Origin of the sequence: Tsukamurella sp. TY48, from assembly GCF_019656655.1 — a bacterium.
Lineage (GTDB): Bacteria > Actinomycetota > Actinomycetes > Mycobacteriales > Mycobacteriaceae > Tsukamurella > Tsukamurella strandjordii.
Genome location: NZ_BPMV01000001.1, coordinates 1,258,836 through 1,275,667 on the forward strand (window position 1 = coordinate 1,258,836; position 16,832 = coordinate 1,275,667).

Below are 16,832 nucleotides of genomic sequence, written 5' to 3' on the forward strand. Positions count from 1 at the left end.
CAGCGTAACGCAGCTCACCGCGTGGAGACCCCGAGTCGGAAAGCTTCGGATCAGCTTCGCGTACGCCGCTGTCGTGCGAAATCAGCCAGCACCACACCCGCGGCCACCGACGCGTTCAGCGACTCGACCGAGGAAGCGATGGGTATGGACAGGATGGAGTCGCAGTTCTCGCGGACCAACCGCGACAGGCCCTTGCCCTCGGAGCCCACGACCACCACCACACCGGTGTCGGCGCGGTAGTCGTCGAGGGTCACATCGCCACCCGCATCCAGGCCCACGATCTGCAGGCCGGCCGCCGCGTAATCGGCGAGCGTGCGGTTGAGATTGGGTGCCTGCGCCACGGGCAGCCGCGCCGCCGCACCCGCGGACGTGCGCCAGGTGACGGCGGTGATGGCCGCGGACCGTCGGGACGGGATCACCACGCCGTGTCCACCGAAGGCGGCGGCCGAGCGGATCACCGCGCCCAGGTTGCGCGGATCGGTGATGTTGTCCAGGGCCACGATGAGCGGCGCCTCGCCGCGATCGGCGGCCCGGCGCAGCAGGTCCTCGGGATGCGCGTAGCTGTACGGCGGGATCTGCAGCGCGATGCCCTGGTGCAGACCGTTATCGCTCATCCGGTCCAGCTCGGCGCGCTGCACCTCGAGGATCGAGATACCGCGATCGGCGGCCATCCGCACAGACTCGGTGAGGCGCTCGTCGTTCTGCGCGCCCAGCGCCACGTACAGCGCCGTCGCCGGGACCTCGGCGCGCAGGCACTCGACCACCGGGTTGCGTCCGAGGACGTACTCGGGACCGTCCTCGGCGGCGCGTCCGGCCACCTTCTGCGGCCGCCGCTGCGGACCCGAGGCGGCCTTCGCCGCGGCCCGGGCCTTCTTGTGCGCCGGGTGGTACGGCCGGTCCTTCGCGGCCGGCGTCGCGCCCCGGCCCTCGAGGCCGCGCCGTCGCACACCGCCCGAACCGGTGACCTGGCCCTTCTTGGTACCGGCCTTGCGCACCGCGCCGCGGCGCTGGGAGTTGCCCGCCATGCTCGTCTCCTGGATCTACTGGGTCTTCTTGGCCAGGGTCCAGCTGGACCCGTCGGCACCGTCGGTCACATCGATCCCCGCGGCGTGCAGCCGGTCGCGCGCGGCGTCGGCCTCCGCCCAGTTCTTCTCCGCGCGGGCGCTCGCCCGGCGTTCCAGCTCGGCCTGCACCAGCACGCCCAGCGCGTCGAGGGCGGCACCGTCGCCCTCGGACTCGGCCACCCAGTGCGGATCGAGCGGGTCGACGCCGAGGATCGCCGTCATCGCCCGCACCGAACCCGCCAGCCGCCGCGCCTCGTCGAGATCGCCCGCCTCCAGCGCGGCGTTCCCGGCGCGGACCGTCTGGTGCACCTCGGCCAATGCCGACGGTACGCCGAGATCGTCGTCGAGGGCGGTCGCGAAACCGTCGGTCCACTCACCAACCGGGACCTCGCCCGCCCGCTCGACGGTGCGCTGCACGAACGACTCGATCCGCCCGTACGCCGTGACGGCCTCGCCGAGGGCGCCCTCCGAGTACTCCTGCATGGACCGGTAGTGCGCCGATCCCAGGTAGTAGCGCAGCTCGACGGGGCGGAACCGCTCCAGCAGCACCGGGATCGAGACCACGTTGCCGAGGCTCTTGCTCATCTTCTCGCCCGACATGGTGACCCAGCCGTTGTGCAACCAGTAGTTGGCGAACGGATCGCCCGCGCCGTGCGCCTGGGCGATCTCGTTCTCGTGGTGCGGGAAGATCAGGTCGATGCCGCCGCAGTGGATGTCGAACTGCGCACCGAGGTAGCTGGTGGCCATCGCGGAGCACTCGAGGTGCCAGCCGGGGCGGCCGTCGCCCCAGGGCGAGGGCCAGCTCGGCTCGCCGGGCTTGGCCGCCTTCCACAGCGTGAAGTCGAGTGGATCGCGCTTGTCGGTGGCCACCGACTCGCCCTGGTGCACATCGTCGACCTTCTGCCTGCTCAGCGCGCCGTACTCGCGCAGCGAGCGGACCGAGAAGTAGACGTCGCCGCCGGAGGCGTAGGCGTGCCCACGCTCGATCATGCGCTCCATGTAGGTGACCATCTGGGTGATGAAGCCGGTGGCACGCGGTTCGGCCGACGGCGGCAACACACCCAGCGCGTCGTAGGCGCGGGTGAACTCGCGCTCGTGCGTGGCGGCCCACTCCCACCAGGGGCGGCCGGCCTCGGCGGACTTGCGCAGGATCTTGTCGTCGATGTCGGTGACATTGCGAACGAAGGCCACGTCGAGGCCCTTCGCGATCAACCAGCGGCGCAGCACGTCGAAGGCGACACCGCTGCGAATGTGGCCGATGTGCGGGACGCCCTGAACCGTTGCGCCACACAGGTAGATGCCGGCCTTGCCCTCGATGAGGGGCACGAAGTCACGGACCTCGCGGGTCAGGGAGTCGTAAAGGCGCAGCGTCACGACGATTGATTCTACGGTGCCGTGCATACTCGACCGGCACACGAGCTGTTTCTCGGCCACGGCGGCTCATGGGTAGGTTCATTCGGTGGCCGAACGCGACGTCTCCGAGGTGACCCGGGGCACCGCCATGGGCATCGGCGCCTACCTGCTGTGGGGTCTGTTCCCCCTCTACTTCGACGCGCTCAAACCCACCGGGGCGTGGGAGATCCTGGCCCACCGCATCCTGTGGACGCTGGTGCTCTGCGTCGCCGCGCTGGTGATTCTCCGCGACCTCGGCTGGATCCGCCCGGTCCTGCGGCAGCCGCGACTGCTGGCCGGGGTGACGATCGCCGCGCTGCTGATCTCCACCAACTGGATCGTGTACATCGTGGCGGTCACGTCCGGCCACACGTCGGACGCTGCGCTCGGCTACTTCCTCAACCCACTGGTCACGGTGGCCCTCGGCGTCGTGGTGCTGCGCGAGCGATTGCGGCCGCTGCAATGGGTGGCGGTCGGCATCGGCGTGCTCGCCTTCGTCTACCTGGCGGTGGTGGCCGGAACCTTCCCTGTGACGGCGTTGGCCCTGGCCTTCTCGTTCGGCTTGTACGGGCTGGTGAAGAACAAGGTGGGAGTGCACCTGAACGCGTTGCAGGGCCTGACGCTGGAGACGGCGATCCTCGCGCCGATCGCCGCCGCCGTGCTCGTGGGCATCGCCGTGTGGGGCGGCGGTCTCGACTTCGCGCGCCACGGCGCCGGACACGCTGCGCTGCTGGTCTTCGCGGGTGTCGCGACCGCGGTGCCGCTGCTGCTCTTCGCGGCCGCAGCGCGCCGGATCCCGCTCGTGACCGTGGGATTGATCCAGTTCGCGACGCCCATCATGCAGCTGCTGTGCGCGGTGCTTTTCCTGGGCGAGCACCTCTCCCCCGAACGCTGGATCGGTTTCGGGATCGTCTGGATCGCGCTGATCCTGCTCACGGTCGACACCGTGCGGACGTTGCGCCGCGCGCGATCCGGCCAGCCCGCGAGGTAGCGCTCCGCGAGCGATGCGCGGCACGCATGGCCGAGTGCGCGGAAAGCTGCCGTGACCTGGTATTTTACTGGGTATGCGCGGGGCGCATGGCTCGTGAGATCGATACATGCCCCTGGCCGGTCCCACCCGCTCCAGCCCGCAGCGGCGTCTGGGCCGGCAGTGATCAGCCCGCGGCGTAGACCAGCGCGGTGGCCACGGCCGCCACGCCCTCGCCGCGACCGGTGAGCCCGAGACCGTCGGTGGTGGTGGCGGACACCGAGACCGGGGCTCCGAGCAGATCGCCGAGCACCTGCTCCGCCTCGGCCCGGCGCGGCCCGACCTTGGGCCGGTTGCCGATGAACTGCACGGCGGCATTGCCGACGGCGAAACCCGCCTCGGTGAGGAGCCCCCGGACCTCGGTGAGCATCTGCGCGCCGGTGATGCCCACGTTGTCGCTGCGGCCCACACCGAAGACGGAACCGAGGTCGCCGAGGCCACCCGCGGAGAGCAGGGCATCGCACAGGGCGTGCACGGCCACATCGCCGTCGGAGTGGCCGGAGCAGCCGTCACCGTCGAACAGCAGCCCGAGCATCCAGCACGGGCGGCCCGGCTCGATCGGGTGTACATCGGTGCCGATGCCGACGCGGGGAATGATCATGACTGCTCCTGAGCCAGGGCCTGCGCGACCCGCAGGTCGAAGGCGGTGGTGATCTTCATGGCGAGCGGATCGCCCGGCACCGTGAGCACGGTGCCACCGGCCCGCTCGACCAGACCCGCATCGTCGGTGGCCAACTCGTTCGGGGCGGCCTCATAGGCGGCGCGCAGGGCCTCGGTGGTGAATCCCTGCGGTGTCTGTACGGCGCGCAGCCGGGCGCGATCGACGGTGGCGACCACCGCACCGTCGGCGTCGACCTGTTTGACGGTGTCCGCCACCGGCAGCACCGGGATCACCGCGGAGGCGCCCGCACGCAGCGCCTGAACCACCCGCCCGATCATCGCGGGCGGTGTGAGCGGACGCGCGGCGTCGTGCACGAGCACGAGGTCGTGGGCGCCGGCCACGGCGAGACCCGCGCGCACCGAATCGGTGCGTTCGGCCCCACCGACGACGACGCGGGCGCTCGGTACGAGCGCCCGCGCATCGGAGAGCATGTCGGTGGGCACCATGACGACCACCTCATCGACCGCGCCGGACTCGAAGAGCCCGTCCACGGCCCAGGACAGGAGCGCACGACCGCGCAACTCCACGAACGCCTTCGGCCGATTCAGGCCGAGGCGAGTCCCCTGTCCCGCAGCCGGGACGAGAGCGACGACCGTCAGGAGGCCGCCGCCAGCGCCTCGTCGAGCCGGGACTCGGCGTTGCCGTCGTCCGTGGCCTCGGCGAGGGCGAGCTCGCCCACGAGGATCTGACGGGCCTTGGTCAGCATGCGCTTCTCACCCGCCGACAGGCCGCGGTCCTGCTCACGACGCCAGAGGTCGCGAACGACCTCGGCCACCTTGTTCACATCGCCCGAAGCGAGCTTCTCGAGATTGGCCTTGTACCGGCGCGACCAGTTGGTGGGCTCCTCGGTGTGCGGCGCGCGAAGCACCTCGAACACCTTGTCCAGGCCCTCCTGGCCGACCACGTCACGAACGCCGACGACCTCGGCGTTCTCCGCGGGAACCTTGACCGTCAGATCACCCTGTGCGACCTTGAGCACGAGGTACTCGCGCTCACGACCGCCGATGGTCTTGATCTCGATAGCTTCGATCAGTGCGGCACCGTGATGGGGGTAGACAACGGTGTCTCCGACCTTGAAAATCATCTGATCCTTGCCCCTTTCGATATGACCAGGATAACACGGGGCGATATCGGGCTGCGCGGCAACACCGCAGGTCAGGAGTCATCCAGGGCTTGACAAACGCAGTCCGGGATGTTCTCCACTGCAATCATCGAACGCCGAAACCCGCCCCTTCCGGGGCCGACGGACTCCCGGCGAACCCGCCGCCGGTGCCCGGCGGCGCGGCGCAAGCGGCCTTCTACTACGCTGCGTGGTGACATACTCAGCTCGTCCGCACGCGGGTGCCGCCGCGCGGAGGGAACACTGGAGGAATCGTGTCCGCACGCACCGTCTCGACCCGACGCACCCTCACCGCCGCCGCGGGTGCCCTGCTCGCCACCGGCGCCCTGCTGTCGGTGTCCGCCTGCGGTGCGGGGCAGATCTCGCAGACCGCGAACCAGGTGGCCGCCGTCAACGGCGCCAACCACAACTACGTCGACCAGAAGAAGGTCCTGAGCGACGTGCACGTGCTGTACCCGGTGACCAACGGCCAGGGCAAGCTCGCCTTCGTGCTGAGCAACATCGACCCCGACGCCAAGAACGGCGGCGACCGCCTCGTCGCGATCACCGATCAGAACGGCCGCAACGCCACCATCAGCGGCGACACCTCGCTGCCCGCCGGTACCTCGCTGTACGGTTCGGCGCCCCTGAACAGCGACGAGAGCTCCGACGTCACCCGCCTCAAGGTGACCCTGCCGGTGGACGGCTCGTGGCGTCCCGGCCTCACCAACGAGCTCACCTTCCACCTGCAGAAGGCGGGCGCGCTGAAGATCGCCGTGCCGCTCGACGCCGGTGCCCTTCCCGCCTCGGCCGCGGGCATCACCGTGACCGGCGACACCGAGGTCGGCGGCAAGGGCGGCGGCCACTGAGCCGCGCCCTCCTAGGCCGGGCGACCGGCCGGAGAACCCCGAGGTAGATCACCATCGCCAAGCCGAAGGTGCAGTACACCTGCTCCGAATGCGGCCACACCGTGGCCAAGTGGGTCGGCCGGTGCCCGTCGTGCGGCGCCTGGTCCACGATGGAGGAGGGCACCCCGGTCCGCGCGGGCGGCGCCTCGGGTCCCGCCGCCAACGTGGGGCTCACGTTGCCCACGACGCCGGCGGTCCCGATCACGAAGATCGATCCGAACTCCACCCGCGCGCTGCCGGTGGGCATCGGCGAACTCGACCGCGTGCTGGGCGGCGGCATCGTGCCCGGTTCGGTGATCCTGCTGGCCGGCGAGCCCGGCGTCGGCAAATCCACCCTCCTGCTGGAGGTGGTGCACCGCTGGGCGTCCACCGGCCGCGGAAAGTCGCTGTACGTGACGGGCGAGGAATCCGCCGGCCAGGTGCGGCTGCGCGCCGAACGCACCGGCGCACTCAACGACAAGCTGTACCTCGCAGCGGAATCCGATCTCGGCACCGTCCTCGGCCACGTCGAGCAGATCTCCCCTACCCTCATGGTGGTCGACTCCGTGCAGACCCTCTCCGCCTCGGGCGTCGACGGTGTCCACGGCGGCGTCACGCAGGTCCGTGCGATCACCGCGACGCTCACGTCTCTCGCCAAGGCGACGGGCATCGCCGTCATCCTCGTGGGGCACGTGACCAAGGACGGCGCGGTGGCCGGGCCCCGATCGCTGGAGCATCTGGTGGACGTGGTGCTCAGCTTCGAGGGCGACAAGCACTCCACGCTGCGCATGGTGCGCGGCATCAAGAACCGCTTCGGCGCCTCCGACGAGGTGGGCTGCTTCGAGCAGCGCGAGTCCGGCATCGTCGAGGTCACCGACCCGTCGGGCCTGTTCCTGCACCATCGCGACGAGGCCGTCCCCGGCACCGCGGTCACCGTCGGGCTCGACGGTAAGCGGCCCATGCTGGGCGAGCTGCAGGCCCTCGTGACGCCCACCCCGCTCCCCCAGCCGCGACGCGCGGTCTCGGGCCTCGACGGGGCTCGGGTGGCGATGATCCTCGCGGTGCTCTCCCGCTACGGCGGCGTCGAGAACCTGCCGCAGAAGGACGTGTACACCGCCACCGTGGGCGGCATGAAGATCACCGAGCCCGCCGCGGATCTGGCGCTGGCCCTGGCCATCGCGTCCGGCAACGCCGATAAGGCGCTGCGCCCGCACACCGTGGTGCTGGGCGAGGTGGGCCTGGCCGGCGAGGTGCGACGGGTCACCGGACTCGAGCGCCGCCTGGCCGAGGCGCACCGGCTCGGCTTCACCCACGCGATCGTGCCGCCCTCCCAGGAGAAGCTCCGGGTGGGCGATATGCGGATCGCCGAGGCCTCGACCGTGGCGGACGCCGTCCGCCTGTCGGGGCTGCGCAAGGGTTAACCTGAGCCGCATGGACCTCGACGTCGCGGACGACGCCTTCGCGGGCAACACCGCGCTGCGGGACACGGTGATCCGGCTGGCGCCCGGCACCGGACTGCGCGACGGCATCGAGCGGATCCTGCGCGGCCGCACCGGTGCCCTCATCGTGCTGGGCTACGACGAGGCCGTGGAGCGGATCTGCGACGGCGGCTTCCACCTGGACGTCGAGTTCGCCCCGACGCGGCTGCGCGAGCTGTCCAAGATGGACGGTGCGGTGGTGCTGTCCACCGACGGGGCGCGGATCGTGCGGGCGAACGTGCAGCTGGTACCCGATCCGGCGATCCCCACCCAGGAGTCCGGCACCCGGCACCGTTCCGCGGAGCGCGCGGCGGTGCAGACGGGGTTCCCGGTGATCTCGGTGAGCGCGTCGATGTCGATCGTGCACGCCTACGTGGGCGGGGTGCGGCACGTGGTCGAGGACGCGGCGCCGATCCTGTCGCGGGCCAACCTCGCGATCGCCACGCTGGAGCGGTATCGGCACCGGCTCGACGAGGTGTTGGGCGAGCTGTCGCGCGCCGAGATCGAGGACGTGGTGGCGGTGCGCGAGGTGACGCACGTGGTGCAGCGCCTGGAGTTGGTGCGGCGCCTGGCGATCGAGATCGAGCAGTCGGTGCTGGAGCTGGGCACCTCGGGGCGGCAGATCGCGCTGCAACTGGAAGACCTTCTGGGCGAGTCCGTCTCACTACGCGAACCGGTGCTGCGGGACTACCTCCCCGGCGATGCGGATGTGAGCGAGGTGGTGGCCCGGATCGATGCACTCACCGATGCCGATCTGCTGACCGCGACCACGGTGGCTGCGGCCCTGGGGTTCTCGGGCACCGTGGAGGCGCAGGACGAGCCTGTCTCGCCGCGCGGCTACCGGCTGCTCGGTTCGGTGCCCCGGCTGCAGCGGCACCAGATCGATGCGCTGGTGGCGGCTTTCGGCTCCCTGCAGACCCTGCTCGCCGCATCGGCCGCGGATCTGCAGGCGGTGCCCGGGGTGGGCGCCGTGTGGGCGCGTCAGGTGCGTGAGGGACTCTCGCGATTGTCCGAGCTCTCGGTGGAGCGCTACTAGCCGCCGGGGGCCGGGGCGGGAGCGGGCTCCGGCGCGGGCTTGGTCACGTTGAAAGTGACGGGCGCACTGCGCTTGGCGCCGAACTGGGCCACCACCTGGTAGGCGCCGGGAGCCACCGGAACGCGCTGCGCCTGGCAGCCGGGCGCCGAGGTGGTGCCGGCCCACTGCAGCTTGTACCGGATCTGCTGGCCCGGCTGCAGCACCTCGTTCTTGATCTCCGGCTGGAAGGTGCAGTCGAAGTTCGACCACAGCTGCTTCGAGCCGTCGAGGGTGAGCACCATCAGCTGCTGCTGGCCGGTGCCGATGTCGCGCCCGCACGGCACCGAGCCGGCGTTGGTCACGGTGGCCTCGAAGGTCGGCTGCTCGCCGACGGCGTAGGAGGGCTTATCGGCCGCGACGACCACCGAGATGTTGGTGTCCGGGCAGGGCCCGCCGGCGACGACTGCGCCCGGAGTGGGCACACCGGCGCCGGGCTGGCCGGATTGCGGGGCGCCCGAGGCGGCGCCGGACTGCGGGGCACCCGACTGGGCCGCGCCGGACTGGGGCGCACCGCTCTGCCCGCCCGCCGAACCGCCTCCGGGCGCCGCCGATTCACCGCTCGAGGGCGGCTGCCCGGTGGGCAGGTCGGTGGTGGTGGCCGCCGAGGAGCTCGCCGCGGCGGGGTCCGACGAATCCTTGCCGCCGCCGACGAAGACGATCAGCAGGACCACCACGAGCACCGCCAGCGCCGCGAGAGCAGCGGCCAGCACGCGGCGGCGCCAGTAGATCTCGGGCGGCAGGGGTCCGTTGGGTTCAAGCACGGTTCAACGGTAGCGTTTCCGCGACCTAGGGCCGCTGACCTGCGGCGGCGTGTCGAGAAGTCAAGCCGGATCGACGGCCTGGAAGGGCGTCGTCGGCGCCTCGCCGATGTCGCCGACCACGCTGCGCAGGTGCACCTTGCCCTCGGCCAGCTCGTAGGTGAGGCCGACGATGGCCACGCGGCCGTCCGCCACGTGGTCGTCGATGATCCGCGAGCGCTCCCGGAGCAGCAGCGCGGTCTCCTCCACGTGCTGCGCGGTGAACTCGTTGACCTCGGTGAGGCCCTCGCGGCGGCCGGCCAGGATCGACGGGGCGAGCCGCTCGACGATGTCGCGGATGTACCCCGGGGGCATGGTCCCGGTGTCGAGCGAGTTCACGGTGGCGGCGACGGCGCCGCAGCTGTCGTGGCCGAGGATGGCGATCAGCGGGACGCCGAGCACCTCGATCGCGTACTCGATGGAGCCGAGCACGGCGGAGTCGATGATGTGGCCGGCGGTGCGGACGACGAACATGTCGCCGAGCCCCTGGTCGAAGATCACTTCGGCGGCCACGCGGGAGTCGCCGCAGCCGAACAGGACGGCGGTGGGGGCCTGGCCTGCGGTGAGTTCGGCGACGCGGGAGGCTCCCTGGTTCGGGTGGATGGACGCGCCCTCCACGAATCGCCGGTTACCGTCACGGAGGGCGCGCCAGGCGCCCGGAGGTGTCGAAGTAGGCATGGGTTCATACTGCCTGGTGTGCACCGCCACCACGACTCAGGCCCGAAGATCGCATCGGATTTCACATCGGTTCTTCACTGGTTCGACGTAGCCGAGCGCGATCTCCCGTGGCGCGCCGAGGGGGTGACGCCGTGGCAGATCCTGATGAGTGAGGTGATGCTGCAGCAGACCCCGGTGGTGCGCGTCGAGCCGGTGTGGCGCGAGTGGGTGCGGCGGTGGCCCACCCCCGCCGACCTCGCGGCCGCGACCGGTGCCGATGCGGTGCGCGCGTGGGGCAAACTCGGCTACCCGCGCCGCGCGATGCGGTTGCACGCCTGCGCGCAGGCGATCGTCGACCGGTTCGACGGGGTGGTGCCGGACTCCGTCGAGGATCTGCTGGATCTGCCCGGGATCGGGGACTACACCGCCCGCGCGGTGGCCTGTTTCGCATTCGGGCAGGACGTCCCGGTGGTCGACATCAACGTGCGGCGCGTGCTGGCCCGCGCGGAGGCGGGCGAATCGGATGCTGCGGCGCCGTCGGCCAAGCGCGATCTCGCCGCCGCGACGGCGGTGCTGGAAACCGTTCCGGTGCCGCGTCGCCCGAGACTGTCCGCCGCGCTGATGGAGTTGGGCGCGCTGGTGTGCACGGCGCGCTCGCCGCGATGCGAGGCCTGTCCGATCGCTGACGGATGCGCGTGGCTCGCGGCGGGCGCACCGGAGGGCACCGTCGCGCCGCGGAAGGTGCAGAAGTACGAGGGCACCGACCGGCAGGCCCGGGGTCGCCTGCTAGACGTGCTGCGCGCCGCCGACGGTGCGGTTCCCCGTGCCGCGCTCGATGTGGCGTGGGAGCGCGATCCCGCGCAGCGCGACCGCGCGCTGGATTCGTTGCTGGTGGACGGACTGATCGAGCAGACCCGCGACGGCCGGTTCGCGCTGGCCGGGGAGTCCTGAAACTTTTTCTACACTCATGTAGGAATTGGTGATAGATTCGCACCATGAAGCTCTCAGATGGCCCCCTGCGCGTCACCGACCAGGGATTCTTCGGCCCCGAGTCCCCCACCTGGAGGGTGTGGGCCGCGCCCACCGCCCTGATCGGCTTCCAGCGTTCCGTGGTGCTGGAGCACTTCGATCCGAACCTCACCGCCGCGGTCGCCGATTCGGCCGGCATCTACACCGATCCGTTCGGCCGGCTCGATCGCACGCTCGCCTACTTCCTGGTGGTCGCGACGGCCGATTCACGCACGGCGATCGCGGCGTCCGAGCACCTGATGGACGTGCACCGCAAGGCCACCGGCATCGAGCCGGTCACCGGAAAGCGGTACAGCGCCAACAATCCCGCCTCGCAGCTGTGGATCCATGTGACCGGCTGGCACTCGGTGCTCAAGTGCTACGAGATGTACGGGCCCGGTCCGCTCAGCGCGGAGGACGAGGCGCAGTACTGGCGCGACTGCGTGACGGCCGCCGAGCTGCAGACCTGCGATCCCGCCGATGTGCCGTCGTCGCGGGAGGAGGTGCGCGCGTACTTCGACCGCGTGCGGCCGAGCCTCGCCCTCACCGAGCGCGCCCGCCGCGGCATGCACTACCTGCTGCGCCCGCGTGAGCGCGGCGTTCGGTTGCGGGTCGGTGGATCGCTGATCGCCCCGGCCACGATCGCCACCCTGCCGCGGTGGATGCGGGAGGTGGGCGGTTTCGACCAGCCGCGGCTCGTCGACGCCGCATACCCGCAGGCCGTGCGCCTGGCGGTGCGTGCCGCATCGGCCCAGCACGCCGCGGGCACCGTCCGGCTCGGGGCGCTCGTGGCCCCGATGACGGGCGACATCCTGCGCCGGCATTTCGCCCAGGAGCGCGAGCCCAGCAGCGGCACCGTGACCCCGGCGCAGGCCCGGGAGCGGTACAGCCGCGCGAGCGCCTCGTAGTGTGGTTTCCATGACCACTCCTACCTATGTTGTGACCGGCGCGAACGGCGGCCTCGGCCAGGTCGTCACGCGCCGCCTCGCCGCCACCGGCGGCCGCGTCGTGATGGCCTGCCGGGACGTCGACGGTGCGCAGCGCATCGCCGACGGGATCGACGGTGACGTCACCGTCGGCAAGCTCGATCTGGGCGATCTCGATTCCGTGCGCGCCTTCGCCGACACCGTCGGCGAGGTCGACGTGCTGGTGAACAACGCCGGCCTGATGAACATCCCGCTCAAGCGGACCAAGCAGGGCTTCGAGATGCAGTTCGGCGTGAACCACCTCGGGCACTTCCTGCTGACCGGGCTGCTGCTCGACCGGCTCACCGATCGCGTGGTGGCCGTCTCCTCGGTGGCGCACCGGCAGAACTACCGCTGGCGGATGGACGATCCGAACTACGAGCACCGCAAGTACCTGCGCAGCGAGGCCTACGGCCAGAGCAAGCTGGCGAACATGATGTTCGCGCGCGAGCTGCAGCGCCGGTTCGAGGCGGCGGGTTCGGACAAGCGCGCCTACTACGTGCATCCCGGTGTCTCGCCCACGGGCCTGTTCACCCGCACCGAGACCCCACTCGACCGGGTGGCCCGGCAAGCGGTCTCGCTGCTGTCGAATCCGCCGGAGCAGGCCGCCGAGGCGCTGGTGCTGGCCGCCACCGATCGCGATCTCGATCCGCATCCGTGGTGGGGTCCGAGCCAGCTGTTCCAGACCCGCGGCCGGGTGGGTAAGTGCTCCACCACCGCGGAGTCGAAGGACACCGCGAAGTGGGCCGAACTGTGGGACGTCTCCGAGCGACTGACGGGCTTCACCTACCCGGTGTGAGCCTCCCGCGGAATGGGGGCGCACCGTCGGGCGTTGGACCCGATATGCGCGTGGACGTCTGGACCGATATCAACTGCCCCTTCTGCTACATCGGCAAGGCCCGATTCGAGAAGGCCCTGGAGGGCTTCGAGCACTCGGGTGATGTCCAGGTGATCCACCGATCGTTCGAGCTCGACCCCTCGGCGACGCCGGGCTCATCGGAGCCGGTGGTCCCGATGATCGCGAAGAAGTACGGCATCAGCGAGGCCGAGGCCGCGGCGAACGAACGCGGCCTCGGCGCGCAGGCGCAGGAACTGGGACTGCAGTACCAGGTATCCGGTCGCGACGCGGGCAACAGCTTCGACATGCACCGGCTGCTGCACTGGGCGCTGGAGCTCGGACGCCAGGAGGCTCTCCTGGACGCCCTCTACGCGGCGAACTTCGCCTCGGCCGACCCGGCCTTCGGCGATCGCGAGCGCCTGGTGGCGATCGCCGAGTCCGCCGGGTTCGACGGTGCCGCCGCCCGCGCCGTGCTCGACGACGAGACCGCCTACGCCGATGCCGTCCGCGCCGATGAGGCCACGGCCTCGAAGATCGGTATCAACGGCGTGCCCTTCTTCGTCTTCGACGGCAAGTACGCCGTCTCGGGTGCACAGCTGCCCTCGGTGTTCACGCAGGCGCTCGATCGCGCGTGGGCGGACCGCCCCGAGCCGCTCACCGTGATCGGTGACGACGATGCCGCCGCCTGCGGTCCCGACGGCTGCGAGCTGCCCGCCCGCGACTGATTCAGGGCGCGGCGAGCTTCTCGACGGCCGCGGCCAGCGCGGCATCGTCGATCGCCACTGCGGCGGCGTCGCTGCCGCCGGTCAGGATATCGCCGTGGATCAGGGCCAGGATCTCGATCAGGAGCGTGGGTGCCGGGACGGCTGCCGTGACCTTCCCCGCCTTCTGCGCGGCCTGCAGCGCCTCGATCTTCTTCACGTTCGATCCGGCCGTGGACTCCAGTTGCACGAGCTCGCCCGGGCATTCGAGCGCGTGCCACAGGACGAGTCGCATCAGTTCGGGGTGCGACCGGTTGAACCCGCGCAGGCGCACGGCGTAGCCGGGGAGATCGTCGGCGGTGAAGGGCACGGTCTCGAGCAGATCGGCCACCCGGAACTCGATGACGGCGTCGAAGAGCTGGCGCTTGTTGCCGAAGTAGGCGTAGATCAGCTGCTTGTTGGCCTCGGCCGCGGCGGCGATCCGGTCCACCCGCGCGCCGGCGAGCCCGTACTCGGCGAACTCGGTGGTCGCGGCGTCCAGCAGGCGCGCCTTGGTGGCGGCAGCGTCGCGCTGCTGCTTAGCCGCGGGCGGCATCGCGCGGCAAGTCGGTTCCGGTCACCTCCGCAGCGTACTTCCACAGCCGCGCGGCGACGTCGGCGTCCCGCATCCGGGCGTTCTTCTTCGTCACCCCGGCGGGACCGACGAGGCCGAATCGTCCCTGCGGACCGTAGTACTCGCCGTTGCGCGCGGCCGGATCGCTCGCCGCGTACAGGAGCGGCTCGGCGCCCTGCTCGGGCTGCTGCGAGGGCAGGAGCCTGCCGCCGAAGCGGGTGATGATGGATTCCCGGACATCGCTCGCGCCGAGGCTGGCACCGGCGGTCTGGAGATTGGTCTGGGTGTAGCCCGGGTGCGCGGCATCGCTGAGCAGGCCCCAGCCGCGCCGATCGCTCTCGGCGGCCAGGTGATTGGCCATCAGCAGATCGGCCAGCTTCGACTGCGCGTAGGCGCGCGACGGCGAATAGCGCTGCACCGATTGCGGATCGGCGAAGTCGATGCGGCCGAAGTTCGCCATTCCGGAGCTCATCGTGGTCACCCGCGGTGCCGCCGACTTCAGCAGCACGGGCAGCAGCAGATTCGTCAGGGCGAAGGGGCCGAGGAAGTTCGAGCCGAATTGCAACTCGAATCCGTCGGCGGTCTCGAACCGCTCGGGCGGGGTCATCACGCCCGCGTTGTTGACGAGCACGTCCACCGCGACGCCGTCGGCGATGATGCCGTCCGCGAAGGCCCGCACCGAGGACAGGTCCGCGAGGTCGAGGCGGCGTACCGCGATATCGGCGCCGGGCACCTGAGCGAGGATCTCCGCGCGGGCGCTCTCGCCCTTCTCCGGGGTGCGCACCGCCATGATCACCGTCGCGCCCGCGGCGGCGAGCCGTTTCGTCGCCTCTTTGCCGGTTCCGCTGTTCGATCCGGTGACCACGAAGGTCGTGCCCGACTGGTCGCTGACCTGGTACATCTCGTTCTCCTTCGATTCAACTAACTGGTTAGTTGAAAGATTAGATCCGGGAGCCACACTTGTCAACCAACCAGTTAGTTATTTCTTGTCGGGTTGGCAGCGCGGACACCACCAGATGGTTCGCTCCGCCTCCCCCACGGCGCCGAGCGAGCCCGCGACGATCGCCGTGCCGCACCGCAGACAAGATCGCCGCGCACGGTCGTAGACGAAGGCGCGCAACCCGTTTCGATCGACGCCCGTGGTCACCCGCCTGCTGCGCCCCAGGTTCGCGCGCAGCAGGCGCGCGGCCTCGTCGGCCCAGCCCCGCAGATCACCGCAGTCGGCGACGGGAGTCGCCGGGTGCGTACCGCGCACGAAGCACAGCTCGTTGCGATAGACGTTCCCCACACCGGCGAGGGCGCGCTGGTCCAGCAGCGCGAGGCCGATGGGGCGCGCAGGATCGGCGCCGAGGTTCGCGGCGGCGCGCTCGGCGTCCCAGTCCGGGCCGAGCGGATCGGGCCCGAGGTGGGCGAGCGCACCGTCGACCGCCTCGGTGGCGAGCACCTCGAGAAGGCCGAGTGAGAAGCCCACCACCTGCGCACCCTCGACGGTGAGCACCGCGCGGGCGGTGTGCCCGGGCTTCCGCCAGCGCTCGCCGGGCCGGTACAGGTGCCACTGGCCCTCCATCCTCAGGTGGCTGTGCAGCGTACGGTCGCCGAGCACGATCAGCAGGTGCTTGCCGCGGGCGGTCACGGCGTCCACGGTGCGGCCCGTGAGGTCGACGGTGGCGTACCGCGGCACGCGCAGATCACAGCCGGCGAGCTCCCGCCCCACGAGGACCGGCCGCAGCCGGGCGGCCAGGTTGTGCAGGGTGTCGCCCTCGGGCATCGCTAGTCCAGGCCGGCGAGGAAAGCCTCGACGGCGCCGCGGTAGCGCTCCGGGGCGTCGTCGTGGGCGAGGTGTCCGGCACCGTCGAAGACGGCGTACCGCAGGTCGGGCCCCGTGTACTCACGCACCATGCGCGCGCCGACACCGGGTGGGACGACGGAGAACTCGGCCTCGATCAGCAGGGTGGGAGCGGCCACGGCGCGCCACTGATCCCAGTGATCGCGCGGGCCCCAGTGATCCGCGATCGAACGGAAGGTGTCCAGATCGCCGTGCAGCACACCGTCGTCGAAGGCCTCGTAGAAGTAGCGCCCGGCCACGGGGCCGAACATCGCCTCGCACTGCTCCTGGGAGGCGAACCGCGAGGGCCAACTGGCGAACCACGGCGCCCAGGTGTCGGTGGACTGGCCGGTGAACTCGGGCGACATGTCCTCGACCACCAGCGCATCGACGAGTTCGGGATACTCGGCGGCGGTGCACCAGGCGTGCAGGCCGCCCATCGAATGACCGATGAGCACCGCCGGCCCCTGATCGAGCAGCGTGAGGATCTCGGCGACATCGGCCACGAAGCGCTCGGTGGAGATGTCGCCGGCGGGCAGCGGGAAGCCCGCTCCGCGGTGGAATTCGGCGTCGAAGGTGAACACCCGGCCGTAACGCCGCAACCAGGGGATCTGCCGCCGCCAGGTGCGGCCGCGGCCCATCAGGCCGTGCAGCAGCACGATCGGCCGGCCGTCTTCACGGCCACCCCAATCCCGCAGCCCCACACACTCATCCACAGAGACCAACTTACCGGGCTATGTTGGAC

Annotated in this window: 19 protein-coding genes; 8 read left to right on the forward strand and 11 right to left on the reverse strand. The window is 70.8% G+C overall.

The genetic code is table 11. The features are described from left to right. Positions 1 to 50: 50 nt before the first annotated feature. Positions 51 to 1,025, reverse strand: a complete 975-nt coding sequence (rlmB, locus tag TTY48_RS06210; RefSeq protein WP_220656667.1) for a 23S rRNA (guanosine(2251)-2'-O)-methyltransferase RlmB — start codon at positions 1,023 to 1,025, stop codon at positions 51 to 53. A 15-nt stretch (positions 1,026 to 1,040) separates the two neighbouring features. Continuing rightward, complete coding sequence (gene cysS, locus TTY48_RS06215; RefSeq protein ID WP_220656668.1) at positions 1,041 to 2,438, reverse strand: cysteine--tRNA ligase; 1,398 nt, start codon at positions 2,436 to 2,438, stop codon at positions 1,041 to 1,043. A gap of 85 nt (positions 2,439 to 2,523) precedes the next feature. Here cysS and rarD point away from each other — a divergent pair, with 85 nt between their 5' ends. Continuing rightward, on the forward strand, positions 2,524 to 3,447 hold the full coding sequence (rarD, locus tag TTY48_RS06220; protein ID WP_255585535.1) for an EamA family transporter RarD: 924 nt from the start codon (positions 2,524 to 2,526) through the stop codon (positions 3,445 to 3,447). A gap of 163 nt (positions 3,448 to 3,610) precedes the next feature. On the opposite strand, the gene ispF is transcribed toward rarD, so the two are convergent. Genes ispF through TTY48_RS06235 form a run of 3 tightly spaced genes read right to left on the reverse strand, consistent with a single transcriptional unit; the run spans position 3,611 to position 5,228 of the window. Next, on the reverse strand, positions 3,611 to 4,084 hold the full coding sequence (gene ispF / locus TTY48_RS06225; protein WP_220656669.1) for a 2-C-methyl-D-erythritol 2,4-cyclodiphosphate synthase: 474 nt from the start codon (positions 4,082 to 4,084) through the stop codon (positions 3,611 to 3,613). Next, positions 4,081 to 4,743, reverse strand: coding sequence for a 2-C-methyl-D-erythritol 4-phosphate cytidylyltransferase (gene ispD, locus TTY48_RS06230; protein WP_220658476.1), 663 nt, complete (start codon positions 4,741 to 4,743; stop codon positions 4,081 to 4,083). Before ispD ends, ispF begins: the two co-directional genes overlap by 4 nt. Further along, positions 4,740 to 5,228, reverse strand: coding sequence for a CarD family transcriptional regulator (locus TTY48_RS06235; protein WP_220656670.1), 489 nt, complete (start codon positions 5,226 to 5,228; stop codon positions 4,740 to 4,742). The genes ispD and TTY48_RS06235 overlap by 4 nt, the downstream gene beginning before the upstream one ends. A gap of 290 nt (positions 5,229 to 5,518) precedes the next feature. Here TTY48_RS06235 and TTY48_RS06240 point away from each other — a divergent pair, with 290 nt between their 5' ends. Genes TTY48_RS06240 through disA form a run of 3 tightly spaced genes read left to right on the forward strand, consistent with a single transcriptional unit; the run spans position 5,519 to position 8,644 of the window. After that, the gene (locus TTY48_RS06240; protein WP_220656671.1) at positions 5,519 to 6,112 is read left to right on the forward strand and encodes a hypothetical protein; all 594 of its coding nucleotides are present in this window, start codon (positions 5,519 to 5,521) and stop codon (positions 6,110 to 6,112) included. A gap of 53 nt (positions 6,113 to 6,165) precedes the next feature. Beyond that, positions 6,166 to 7,551, forward strand: coding sequence for a DNA repair protein RadA (radA, locus tag TTY48_RS06245; RefSeq protein WP_220658477.1), 1,386 nt, complete (start codon positions 6,166 to 6,168; stop codon positions 7,549 to 7,551). Positions 7,552 to 7,561: 10 nt separating this feature from the next. Beyond that, entirely contained in the window at positions 7,562 to 8,644 is a 1,083-nt protein-coding gene (disA, locus tag TTY48_RS06250) for a DNA integrity scanning diadenylate cyclase DisA (protein WP_220656672.1), read from the forward strand. Here the strand turns inward: disA and TTY48_RS06255 are convergent. Together TTY48_RS06255 and TTY48_RS06260 are read right to left on the reverse strand one after the other, a co-directional pair. Beyond that, the gene (locus TTY48_RS06255) at positions 8,641 to 9,444 is read right to left on the reverse strand and encodes a BsuPI-related putative proteinase inhibitor (RefSeq protein ID WP_220656673.1); all 804 of its coding nucleotides are present in this window, start codon (positions 9,442 to 9,444) and stop codon (positions 8,641 to 8,643) included. The two genes, disA and TTY48_RS06255, sit on opposite strands and share 4 nt — an antisense overlap. A 60-nt stretch (positions 9,445 to 9,504) precedes the next feature. Then, positions 9,505 to 10,158 (reverse strand): carbonic anhydrase, encoded by a 654-nt coding sequence (locus TTY48_RS06260; protein ID WP_220656674.1) that lies wholly within the window; start codon positions 10,156 to 10,158, stop codon positions 9,505 to 9,507. Between the two features lie 144 nt (positions 10,159 to 10,302). Here TTY48_RS06260 and TTY48_RS06265 point away from each other — a divergent pair, with 144 nt between their 5' ends. Genes TTY48_RS06265 through TTY48_RS06280 form a run of 4 tightly spaced genes read left to right on the forward strand, consistent with a single transcriptional unit; the run spans position 10,303 to position 13,673 of the window. Beyond that, positions 10,303 to 11,088, forward strand: a complete 786-nt coding sequence (locus TTY48_RS06265; protein WP_374758683.1) for an A/G-specific adenine glycosylase — start codon at positions 10,303 to 10,305, stop codon at positions 11,086 to 11,088. Positions 11,089 to 11,132: 44 nt separating this feature from the next. Then, positions 11,133 to 12,053, forward strand: coding sequence for an oxygenase MpaB family protein (locus TTY48_RS06270; RefSeq protein ID WP_220656675.1), 921 nt, complete (start codon positions 11,133 to 11,135; stop codon positions 12,051 to 12,053). 10 nt (positions 12,054 to 12,063) lie between these two features. After that, positions 12,064 to 12,909, forward strand: a complete 846-nt coding sequence (locus TTY48_RS06275) for an SDR family NAD(P)-dependent oxidoreductase (RefSeq protein ID WP_220656676.1) — start codon at positions 12,064 to 12,066, stop codon at positions 12,907 to 12,909. A gap of 44 nt (positions 12,910 to 12,953) precedes the next feature. Further along, positions 12,954 to 13,673 carry a DsbA family oxidoreductase gene (locus TTY48_RS06280; protein ID WP_220658479.1) on the forward strand — a complete coding sequence of 240 codons (720 nt, stop codon included), beginning with the start codon at positions 12,954 to 12,956 and terminating at the stop codon, positions 13,671 to 13,673. A gap of 1 nt (position 13,674) precedes the next feature. On the opposite strand, the gene TTY48_RS06285 is transcribed toward TTY48_RS06280, so the two are convergent. The 4 genes from TTY48_RS06285 to TTY48_RS06300 all read right to left on the reverse strand — a co-directional run bounded on the left by TTY48_RS06285 (position 13,675) and on the right by TTY48_RS06300 (position 16,791). Continuing rightward, complete coding sequence (locus TTY48_RS06285) at positions 13,675 to 14,244, reverse strand: TetR/AcrR family transcriptional regulator (RefSeq protein WP_220656677.1); 570 nt, start codon at positions 14,242 to 14,244, stop codon at positions 13,675 to 13,677. Further along, on the reverse strand, positions 14,228 to 15,163 hold the full coding sequence (locus tag TTY48_RS06290; protein ID WP_220656678.1) for an SDR family oxidoreductase: 936 nt from the start codon (positions 15,161 to 15,163) through the stop codon (positions 14,228 to 14,230). The genes TTY48_RS06285 and TTY48_RS06290 overlap by 17 nt, the downstream gene beginning before the upstream one ends. A gap of 78 nt (positions 15,164 to 15,241) precedes the next feature. Further along, positions 15,242 to 16,030: an Fpg/Nei family DNA glycosylase gene (locus TTY48_RS06295; protein WP_220656679.1), complete on the reverse strand. Its 789-nt coding sequence runs from the start codon at positions 16,028 to 16,030 to the stop codon at positions 15,242 to 15,244. Positions 16,031 to 16,032: 2 nt separating this feature from the next. Next, positions 16,033 to 16,791: an alpha/beta fold hydrolase gene (locus TTY48_RS06300; protein WP_308443054.1), complete on the reverse strand. Its 759-nt coding sequence runs from the start codon at positions 16,789 to 16,791 to the stop codon at positions 16,033 to 16,035. Between the last annotated feature and the right edge of the window lie 41 nt (positions 16,792 to 16,832).

Bases quoted from the DNA above. Each gene is read 5' to 3' on its own strand.
- TTY48_RS06265 (WP_374758683.1), top strand. From the start codon at position 10,303: ATGAGTGAGGTGATGCTGCAGCAGACCCCGGTGGTGCGCGTCGAGCCG.
- disA (WP_220656672.1), top strand. From the start codon at position 7,562: ATGGACCTCGACGTCGCGGACGACGCCTTCGCGGGCAACACCGCGCTG.
- TTY48_RS06290 (WP_220656678.1), bottom strand. From the start codon at position 15,163: ATGTACCAGGTCAGCGACCAGTCGGGCACGACCTTCGTGGTCACCGGA.
- TTY48_RS06295 (WP_220656679.1), bottom strand. From the start codon at position 16,030: ATGCCCGAGGGCGACACCCTGCACAACCTGGCCGCCCGGCTGCGGCCG.
- ispF (WP_220656669.1), bottom strand. From the start codon at position 4,084: ATGATCATTCCCCGCGTCGGCATCGGCACCGATGTACACCCGATCGAG.
- rlmB (WP_220656667.1), bottom strand. From the start codon at position 1,025: ATGGCGGGCAACTCCCAGCGCCGCGGCGCGGTGCGCAAGGCCGGTACC.
- TTY48_RS06280 (WP_220658479.1), top strand. From the start codon at position 12,954: ATGCGCGTGGACGTCTGGACCGATATCAACTGCCCCTTCTGCTACATC.
- TTY48_RS06275 (WP_220656676.1), top strand. From the start codon at position 12,064: ATGACCACTCCTACCTATGTTGTGACCGGCGCGAACGGCGGCCTCGGC.
- TTY48_RS06270 (WP_220656675.1), top strand. From the start codon at position 11,133: ATGAAGCTCTCAGATGGCCCCCTGCGCGTCACCGACCAGGGATTCTTC.
- TTY48_RS06235 (WP_220656670.1), bottom strand. From the start codon at position 5,228: ATGATTTTCAAGGTCGGAGACACCGTTGTCTACCCCCATCACGGTGCC.
- TTY48_RS06260 (WP_220656674.1), bottom strand. From the start codon at position 10,158: ATGCCTACTTCGACACCTCCGGGCGCCTGGCGCGCCCTCCGTGACGGT.
- TTY48_RS06285 (WP_220656677.1), bottom strand. From the start codon at position 14,244: ATGCCGCCCGCGGCTAAGCAGCAGCGCGACGCTGCCGCCACCAAGGCG.